This window comes from Paracoccus angustae (assembly GCF_042648745.1).
Taxonomy (GTDB): domain Bacteria; phylum Pseudomonadota; class Alphaproteobacteria; order Rhodobacterales; family Rhodobacteraceae; genus Paracoccus; species Paracoccus angustae.
In genome coordinates this window covers 1-7,790 of the sequence record NZ_JBHRXY010000066.1, presented here as the reverse complement: position 1 = coordinate 7,790, position 7,790 = coordinate 1, and the positions used below count along the sequence as shown (strand labels likewise).

Annotated in this window: 10 protein-coding genes; 6 read left to right on the top strand and 4 right to left on the bottom strand. The window is 53.0% G+C overall.

Annotated elements, in window-relative coordinates:
• Positions 1 to 485: 485 nt before the first annotated feature.
• Complete coding sequence (locus ACFOM8_RS22035; protein WP_377764529.1) at positions 486 to 1,103, top strand: helix-turn-helix domain-containing protein; 618 nt, start codon at positions 486 to 488, stop codon at positions 1,101 to 1,103.
• A gap of 56 nt (positions 1,104 to 1,159) precedes the next feature.
• Positions 1,160 to 1,627, top strand: coding sequence for a hypothetical protein (locus tag ACFOM8_RS22030; RefSeq protein ID WP_377764528.1), 468 nt, complete (start codon positions 1,160 to 1,162; stop codon positions 1,625 to 1,627).
• 52 nt (positions 1,628 to 1,679) lie between these two features.
• Here ACFOM8_RS22030 and ACFOM8_RS22025 read toward each other — a convergent pair whose 3' ends face one another.
• Together ACFOM8_RS22025 and ACFOM8_RS22020 are read right to left on the bottom strand one after the other, a co-directional pair.
• Positions 1,680 to 2,012, bottom strand: coding sequence for a type II toxin-antitoxin system HicB family antitoxin (locus tag ACFOM8_RS22025; RefSeq protein WP_377764527.1), 333 nt, complete (start codon positions 2,010 to 2,012; stop codon positions 1,680 to 1,682).
• Positions 2,009 to 2,263, bottom strand: coding sequence for a type II toxin-antitoxin system HicA family toxin (locus ACFOM8_RS22020; RefSeq protein WP_377764526.1), 255 nt, complete (start codon positions 2,261 to 2,263; stop codon positions 2,009 to 2,011). The genes ACFOM8_RS22025 and ACFOM8_RS22020 overlap by 4 nt, the downstream gene beginning before the upstream one ends.
• Positions 2,264 to 2,880: 617 nt before the next feature.
• Here ACFOM8_RS22020 and ACFOM8_RS22015 point away from each other — a divergent pair.
• Together ACFOM8_RS22015 and ACFOM8_RS22010 are read left to right on the top strand one after the other, a co-directional pair.
• Positions 2,881 to 4,275, top strand: coding sequence for an AAA family ATPase (locus tag ACFOM8_RS22015; protein WP_377764525.1), 1,395 nt, complete (start codon positions 2,881 to 2,883; stop codon positions 4,273 to 4,275).
• Positions 4,268 to 5,158, top strand: a complete 891-nt coding sequence (locus tag ACFOM8_RS22010; RefSeq protein ID WP_377764524.1) for a DUF4435 domain-containing protein — start codon at positions 4,268 to 4,270, stop codon at positions 5,156 to 5,158. Before ACFOM8_RS22015 ends, ACFOM8_RS22010 begins: the two co-directional genes overlap by 8 nt.
• 49 nt (positions 5,159 to 5,207) lie before the next feature.
• Here the strand turns inward: ACFOM8_RS22010 and mobQ are convergent, their stop codons facing one another.
• A complete protein-coding gene (gene mobQ / locus ACFOM8_RS22005; protein WP_377764523.1) occupies positions 5,208 to 6,458 on the bottom strand; it encodes a MobQ family relaxase in 1,251 nt (416 codons plus the stop codon).
• Between the two features lie 155 nt (positions 6,459 to 6,613).
• Between mobQ and ACFOM8_RS22000 the strand changes: the two genes are divergently transcribed.
• Both ACFOM8_RS22000 and ACFOM8_RS21995 read left to right on the top strand, forming a co-directional pair.
• A complete protein-coding gene (locus tag ACFOM8_RS22000; protein WP_377764522.1) occupies positions 6,614 to 6,880 on the top strand; it encodes a hypothetical protein in 267 nt (88 codons plus the stop codon).
• Positions 6,877 to 7,428 (top strand): hypothetical protein, encoded by a 552-nt coding sequence (locus tag ACFOM8_RS21995; RefSeq protein ID WP_377764521.1) that lies wholly within the window; start codon positions 6,877 to 6,879, stop codon positions 7,426 to 7,428. The genes ACFOM8_RS22000 and ACFOM8_RS21995 overlap by 4 nt, the downstream gene beginning before the upstream one ends.
• Before the next feature lie 60 nt (positions 7,429 to 7,488).
• On the opposite strand, the gene ACFOM8_RS21990 is transcribed toward ACFOM8_RS21995, so the two are convergent.
• Positions 7,489 to 7,647: a hypothetical protein gene (locus ACFOM8_RS21990; RefSeq protein ID WP_377764520.1), complete on the bottom strand. Its 159-nt coding sequence runs from the start codon at positions 7,645 to 7,647 to the stop codon at positions 7,489 to 7,491.
• Between the last annotated feature and the right edge of the window lie 143 nt (positions 7,648 to 7,790).

The window sequence follows — 7,790 nt, the reverse complement described above, 5'->3', positions numbered from 1 at the left end:
TTAGAGTAAGCTTTGCCGCCTTCTAGGCTCTCTAGCAGTCACTGTTCCAGATTGGCAAGCTTTGGCATGGTTTATGGGGGGGCTATGTTCTTCCCCTCCTTGCCTGATCCACCCCATCCGGTACCGCCTTGACGCAACACCTTAGCGCGTCTGATCGGCCACTCGTCCCCCTTACAGGGGCCTCCCGACCGATGCCAAAAACTCCACAGCCCGTCCGTTCGGCGGGGGGTCGCCAGCCTCCTGGCGGGCGCTCCCCCCCGGCGCACAAGTGCGCCCGGACTGTGGATTTTTTGCCTTCCTAAGATCATAAGAAGGCGAAAAAATAAGATATTGATTTTGTTTTTTTTTATTGGGGGGGGTGCGTCATAGCTCGTGTCGTAGGGGTGCGCCATAGCCTATGTCGTAGGGGTGCGCCATTTTTGGCAATTTTTAAGTCAGACTTGTCAAATTTTTTGACTTGATTGCTTACTTCTAGATTGCCATTCTTGTCCATATTTTTGACAGAGATGGCGCACCCCTGCGCCAAAACGGCTACTTTTGGAAATGAGATGATGGCTGAGCTTCCAAAGAAAAAGGCACCTGGTAACTGGGTTCAGACAGAGCGGGCTGCGCATGAAGCTTGGGCTGGCTTGATCCAGAAGGCCCCTAAAGCAGCACAACTCATGCATATCCTTACGGCTCGTGTCGGAGAGCATAATGCTGTCGTTGTGAGCCAAAAGACCTTGTCAGAGCTAATGAAGTGCAGCCGACGTACAGTCCAGCGCGCGGTAGATGTTCTAGTCGCGGATCGATGGATCGAGATCCGGCAGATTGGAGAGAACGGCACCGTCAATGCTCATATCATCAACGATCGCGTAGCATGGACAGGAAAGCGTGATGGTATCCGTTATAGTTTGTTCAGCGCAGCAGTTGTTATCTCAGATACTGAACAGCCAGACGCGGCCGAACTAGGAAGTCAGGAGCCCCTACGCCGCCTGCCCAGCTTGTTCCGCAACGAAGGGCAGCTTCCTTCTGGAGATGGTCTTCCTCCACCTTCGCAGCCGTTTTTAAGCGGTATGGAACCCGATCTGCCTGCTACTGACCTGCAAGAGGACTTGGAATAAAGCTGTTGCAGCGCAACACTTGCAGCAAGAGAGTATGCAAAGGGAAGCAAGAGGCTATGCAATACACAGCAGGGGAGGCAGCAAAGGCTACTGGAAAGAACATTGCTACCATTACAAGAGCTATAAAATCAGGAAAAATATCAGCTTCAAAGGACCCCACTGGAGCATGGCAGATTGAACCTGCTGAACTGCACCGGGTTTTTCCTGCCCTTGCGCAAGTCTTGCAAAATGATGAAATGCAAAAAGATGCAACATCGCCGCAAGAGCAAGAAACTAGTTCTAACAGGGCTTTAATGGAAGAACTTGCAGTCTTGCGCGAGCGAGTTCGAAGCCAAGATCAGCTTTTGGCCGATCGTGCGGATCAGATTGCTGACTTACGAACTAGGTTGGACCGGGAAGGGGAAGAAAGACGCAAGCTTGCGGCCATTTTGACTGATCAGCGCCCCCTGCATATGGCAACCGCCCCCGTTGCAGAGACTGCTGTCCTTCCTCCACGCCGCTCCTGGTGGCCTTGGCGGCGCTAATGCGAGTTGTCAGATAGAATTCGCGTAGAACCGCCCTGGGCCTTTCACGCGGCTACCCGGCCGCCCGGCCCAGCACCTCCTCGGCCCATTGGTTCAGGCTCTTGCCCGACAGTTCGGCGGCCAGGGCGGCCCTGCGGTGAACCTCGGGACTGACCCGGAACATCACCTGCCCCGAATAGGTCTTCTGGGGTTCCTTGCCGATCCTGGCGCAGGTGTCGATATAGTCCTCGACCGCCTCATGGAAGGCTTCACGCAGCCCGTCCACGGTGTTGGCATGAAAACCCACCCCGTCGCGGATACCGGCGATCCGGCCCACAAAGATCCCGTCTTCGTCGTCGTATTCGATCCGAGCCGCATAGCCCTTGTAGGTCATGGCATTGGTCATGGTCTTACCCCGATCCGGTCCAGGAAGTCGCGGGCATCGCGCACCTGGTACCGTTTGGCTTCCTTGGCGGGGTGCGGACGATGAAACGTCGCCACCTCGCCCTCCTTCTCGAACCGCACCCGCGATCCCCGCCCTTCGATCAGCCGCGCCCCTGCGGCCAGCAGCAGGCCTTCGATTGCCGCCCATTCGATGGTGCCGGACACCGGATCGGCGAAAACGGTAGCCAGGGTCTTACGGTGCTTGCTGTTCATCGGGAAAAAATAAGATCAGCTAGCAAAAAACGCAAGCATCAGAGAGGGGCCTGGAGGGACGGGTATGTTCTCAAGGGCAGACCATGCGGAATGCCCGCAAACATCGGCGCCCGCCTGCCGCGCCCTCCGTACGTCGCTGCTGGTGGCCCTTCTAGGTACCTTCGTTCTATCACTCGCGCCCCCTGACCCACACAACCCCTGGCTGATCCCGCGCCCGTCCCCACCCCGTGTCATAAAACCTGTTACAGGACGGATGGCAGCCGAGGGTTGAAGAGGGGGTGCATGCTAAAGCTTGTGGGGATTGGTTGTTAGTTGATGATGCTTGAGGCGAGATAGATCATCACCTCAAGCTCTGATCAGTATACCAACGCAACGACAGCGGGGTGTCTGTTAGCAACTGGGTTCAATGTTCTCGCGTCCTAGCACGCCTACACATGCCTAGAGCCTTGGTATGATTGGAGACGCTGAGGCGAGGGTGGAAGAACCGCTAGGACCATTCTTGCCAAGAGAGCATGAGACGTGTGAAGAAGAAACAACAACGAACAGCGCCTTTCTTGACCTAAACAGAATGCAATAAACCTAGCACAAAATCCAATTTAGTTTATGGGCCTTAGTAAATGAAGCAGTCTGGTATCATAGCCTTCCGTGCCTATGGAGTTGTAGGATTCAGAGATTATGAAGTAAATTTTGACAAGTCTGCAAAAATCATAGTCGGACCAAACGGTACAGGAAAGAGCACATTCCTTTCTCTTTTTTATCTCTTTGTCACACAACAGTGGGTTCGACTCCAATCTTACGGATTTGAGCGCCTAGAGATAGAACATGAAAAGGGAATAATCACTCTAAATAGAGAGACGCTAGATACCTATCAGGGTGATAGATATAGCAGTCCAGCTGCTCGACGAATTTTTGAAAAACTTCGAGCTGCAGGCTCAACGGATTTATTAAAAAAGCCAACACTAACAAGAGCAGATAGATCATACATATCAGAAGTAGCTGGAATACCTTTACATCAAGTCAGCTCCTTTATGAGATATGTTCAAGGAGAGCTAACCTTTTCGATTGGTGTTCAAGAAACTGAGGATCAGTTAAACTCTCTAAATCTTGGCATTATATTATACCTGCCGACCTATAGAAGGATTGAAAAGGATATTCACTCAATATTTCCAGATATTGAAGATAGAATAAAAGAAAAGCTAGCTAAAACTGGCTCCTCCCAGCGCCAAGGACAAAACTTTATTGAAATATCCGGCTTCGGAATGGCGGATATCCAATCTCTTATTGATAGTGCAGTTGAAGAGGTTCGCGACTTTCGAAGAACATCAATCGAAAGCGCATACCAAGAGTACATTAGAGACATTGTAAGAGGAAGAATAAAAAAATACTCCCTCTCCAGACTCAGGTCCATGAGCGACAAAGACCTTGCAGAGTTTCAGGATCGCCTGAATACGGATATTTTCACAGATTCTGATCACAAGATCCTTAACGATAAAATTCAGGCTCTCAGAAAGAAAAGCTCTGGGCAACCTTCCTCTGAAAACAGATTTCTTGGAATGTTCGTGGAGCAGCTTATTGAGGCTCACACAAGGACAAAAGAAAAAGAAAAGCGCCTTAACTACTTCATTGAAGTAATATCGAATTATCTTGGGCCTTCAAAATTCGCAGAGTTCTCTGACGATGCGTTCAAAATAAAACAAGTCATAGAAAATTTTTCTAGCAAAGAAAAAATACATGCCAGTAGTGTTAGCTTGGATCAACTGTCTTCCGGAGAGAAGCAAATTGTAGCACTCTTTGCTTACCTACTACTTTCAAAGAAGGAAGGCCTCTTGGTTCTCATAGATGAACCAGAATTGTCTTTGTCTGTGCCTTGGCAAAAGAAGTTTCTTCCTGACATTTTGGCTGCGGAAAGCTGTGCTGGCGTATTTGCTGTCACCCATAGCCCATTTGTATTCGACAATGAGTTACGCAAATCTGTAGTTGATGTTCGCAGGCTAGCAGTTCAAAATGATTGATGATTTTGTAGAACTACTAAAAGATGAACAATCTAATCCCAATGCAGTTCTCATTGAGATTCTTGGTGATGATTACGAATCCTGGGACATTATAGTTGCAGTTGAAGGGCCTGACGACAAAGGATTCTATTATGATTTTGTCAGAGAAGCTCTCGCAGAAAAAACGCCCAAGATGTTTCCTTGTGGGGGTAAATCTAGCCTTTTAAGATTTAAAGAAGTTGCGGAAGATTACGACTGGAGAAGAAAACCAAAGATCATATATTTGGCTGATAGAGATTTTGATGATTACCTAGGTATTTCACATGAGGGAGTTTATAAAACTGAATTTTACAGCATCGAAAGCTATTTCACTGGAGAAAACTACGTTAAATATGTAGTTGAAAAGAATAGTCAAAAACCCCTGACAGGCCGAGAATTAAGCGATTTTCTTACTTTGTTCAACAGTAATTTTGAGCAAGCAATTTCTGCAATCAGGATGGTATGCGCTTTGATGTGCGAAATAAGAGCAAAGGGACAGCATCCTCAGTTTGACGATTTTGGCTTAGATAAAATTTTTGATTTGAAAAATGGCATGAAGAAGAAAGTTCGTGTTCTAGAAAAAATGACAGAGACTCTTAACTCTGGCGGTGACGTATCCTATCACCAACTCATTTCTAGAGTTAGGCTGTTCGAATTGTCAGATTTTAAAAAGTGGGTTCGTGGAAAGTTGGGTTTGCAAGTTACGCGGAAGGTTTATGAGATATCTAAAGCTGAGATGCCTAAACGTCTCCGTGACAAACTCCCACCTTCCAATATGTTTGGAGCCGAAGCCTTTAGCGTTGCAAAGGCTTTTATTGGGGAGCTTCCCGAGCTAAGAGATTATTGTAGAATATGTGCTGCTTAAGCTTGTATAGTAAGCTAGACGGAGGGAAAATACATCTTCGAAAAGTCCCTCACAGCCCATACTCGTCACTCAGATCGCGCTCATGCTCTTTCCGCTCCCGTTCGCGAACTCGCTCCTGCTCCTTGACGTGCTCCGCATCTAGCCCCCGCTGCCGTTCCTCGGCTAGGCGTTCCTGCTGCAAGCTGGCGGCGCGCTCGGCCGCCACAGCCGGGTTGATGCTCTGCGCCGCTTCTCGCAGCCGCTCGGCCAGGCTCTTGGCACTGATCGGCTGGCGGCCTTCGCTAAGATCTGGTTCGTTGCGCTCCTGCTGGACCTCATAAGCCGCTCGTAGCCGTGCCGCCAATTCTTGGGCCGCGCTTTGATCTAAGCCTTGGCCGGGAGGCTCCCGCTGTTCCCGGCGCTGCCCTCCTTCGGCATGCGCCAGTTCGTGCCCGGGCGCCAAGCGTTCCATGGTCCGCCCGAGCCACTCCCGCACCTGGACCGACAGCCGCTCCGCCACTCGTGCCACCTCAAGAGCCTGCGCCTTGACCTCGCGCCACAGCTGAACGGCTGCGACCTCGATGCCGCGCTCCTTCAGCTGCCAGGCGCCGGGGGACAGCTGCGGCAGGGGCGCGCGGTCTAGTTCCACAGCCCGCACCATCTCACGCAAGGCCTCGGCCTCGTCGCCGCGCTCCCGCGCCTGCACAGAGCGCTCCAAGGCCTCCTCCCGCTGCGCTTCCAGCGTCCGGTGGTCGATCCGCACCTCGTGGCCGCAACGCTCCAGGGCATGGTTGCTGTCGCGCGCCCAGGCCTCGCGCCAGTCCTCCAGCAGCTCCTTGGCGTTCCAGTCACGGTTCTTGGTGGAAAAGCCGTCGGGGCCGATCTCGCGGGTGGTCAGCAGGATATGCGCATGGTGGTTGCGCTCGTCGCCTTCGCGCCCCGGCGTGTGCAGGGCGATGTCCGCGACCATGCCACGGTCCACAAAGGACCGCTGGCAGAAGTCGCGGACCAGTTCGATGCGCTGCACGCGATCGAGCTCGGTCGGCAGCGCCACCCGGATCTCGCGGGCCACCTGGCTGTTCTTGCGCGTCTCGGCCGCCTCGACCGCGTTCCACAGCGCGGTGCGGTCCTGGACCCAGTCCGGCGAGCGTTCGGGGGCCAGGATCTCCACATGCTCGACACCGCCGCGCGCCCGGTAGTCGAAACTGAGGCCAGTACGCTCATCGTGGATGCGCTCGGCGCTGCGATAGGCTGCCGCCGCCGTGGCGCTGCGCCCAGCAGAGCGGGAAATCATCGTGGCCCGCAGGTGATAGATTGCCATGGCTGCGCTGCACTTCGCTAAGGGTTCAAGGGAAACGCAGGTGTTCCCTTGCCCACACAAACGCGCAGCGTTTGTATAAGTGGGCACTTCGTGACTTGCACCGTAGCAGCCAGAAGGCCAGAATTGCAACTGTTAGACGAACGAGGGATTGCAGAATGGCGCGCACCATCGACCAGCAGATTGCCGAGGCCCAGGCCCGGCTGAACCGGCTTAAGACCAGGGCCAAGGCTTCGGAGACACGCCGCAAGATCATCGTCGGGTCTGTGGTCACCACCGAGGCCTTGAAGGATCCGAAGATCGCCCGCTGGATGGCAGCCACCCTGCGCAAGACCGTCACCCGCGAGGTTGATCAGAAGGAACTGGTGGGCTTGCTGGCAGACCTCGATGCCAAGGCGCAAAGCGCCGGGGCGGGTGAGCCGTGAGCGTCAAGGATCCCTTCGAGATCCTGGCCGACGAGATCACCCTGATCCGCCGCCAGATCGACCAGCTGCAACGCACCAGCCTGGATCGGAAGGAAGCGGAAAAGCTCAATGCCGTGGTCGCCCAAGGCCTCGACCGCATGGCCAAGGTCGGCCCGGCCGTCCAGAGCCGCATTGAGCAGAGCCTGGCCACCGCCGCCCTCGATCTGCGCCAGCACACCGCCTATGCGGCCACAGAAGGCGCCAAGGAGGCCATTCGCGAAGCGCAGCTCGAAAGCATCAAAGCAGCCGGAGACCTCCGCAAGGCCGCCGGAGAGGCGCGTAGAGAGGCCTGGAGGTGGTTTGGCGGGTTCTGGGTCTGGTTGACCTCTGCGGTCCTCACAGGGGCGCTCCTGGGTGTCTTGGCAGCGTTCTGGATCATCGGGCGGGGAGATGCCCGCGAGTTTGGGAAGTACCCGCGCATCTTTTGCGAGCAAGCAGGCGGCAGGATCGCAACAAACACCGAAGGCTACAGGTTTTGCGGGGTTTGGATCGACAAGCTGCCGGAATAAACCTCCCTCCCACTATGGCGTCTCACGGCAAACTTTCATAAATTTTAAAATCATAAGAATTCATTGAATCAACCTGCCTAATACTATTAGCATAGCCCCTAATCCAAACAAAATAATGGGCAAACTTTTTTGAGCATCAGTCCGCTTAGACCCCCAAACACCAGCTATAATTCCAATTAATCCCAAGAAGCCGCCTATCGCATTAATAATTTCGCTCATTTGTATCTCCAATCATTTCGTTAACCTGCCTTTTATAATTAAAAGCAAGACTATTCGGCCTGGTCTTTAGAGTAAGCTTTGCCGCCTTCTAGGCTCTCTAGCAGTCACTGTTCCAGATTGGCAAGCTTTGGCATGGTTTATGG

Coding starts and splice junctions, on each gene's coding strand:
- ACFOM8_RS22030 (WP_377764528.1), top strand. CDS start 1,160: ATGCAATACACAGCAGGGGAGGCAGCAAAGGCTACTGGAAAGAACATT.
- ACFOM8_RS22025 (WP_377764527.1), bottom strand. CDS start 2,012: ATGACCAATGCCATGACCTACAAGGGCTATGCGGCTCGGATCGAATAC.
- ACFOM8_RS22020 (WP_377764526.1), bottom strand. CDS start 2,263: ATGAACAGCAAGCACCGTAAGACCCTGGCTACCGTTTTCGCCGATCCG.
- ACFOM8_RS22015 (WP_377764525.1), top strand. CDS start 2,881: ATGAAGCAGTCTGGTATCATAGCCTTCCGTGCCTATGGAGTTGTAGGA.
- ACFOM8_RS22010 (WP_377764524.1), top strand. CDS start 4,268: ATGATTGATGATTTTGTAGAACTACTAAAAGATGAACAATCTAATCCC.
- mobQ (WP_377764523.1), bottom strand. CDS start 6,458: ATGGCAATCTATCACCTGCGGGCCACGATGATTTCCCGCTCTGCTGGG.
- ACFOM8_RS22000 (WP_377764522.1), top strand. CDS start 6,614: ATGGCGCGCACCATCGACCAGCAGATTGCCGAGGCCCAGGCCCGGCTG.
- ACFOM8_RS21990 (WP_377764520.1), bottom strand. CDS start 7,647: ATGAGCGAAATTATTAATGCGATAGGCGGCTTCTTGGGATTAATTGGA.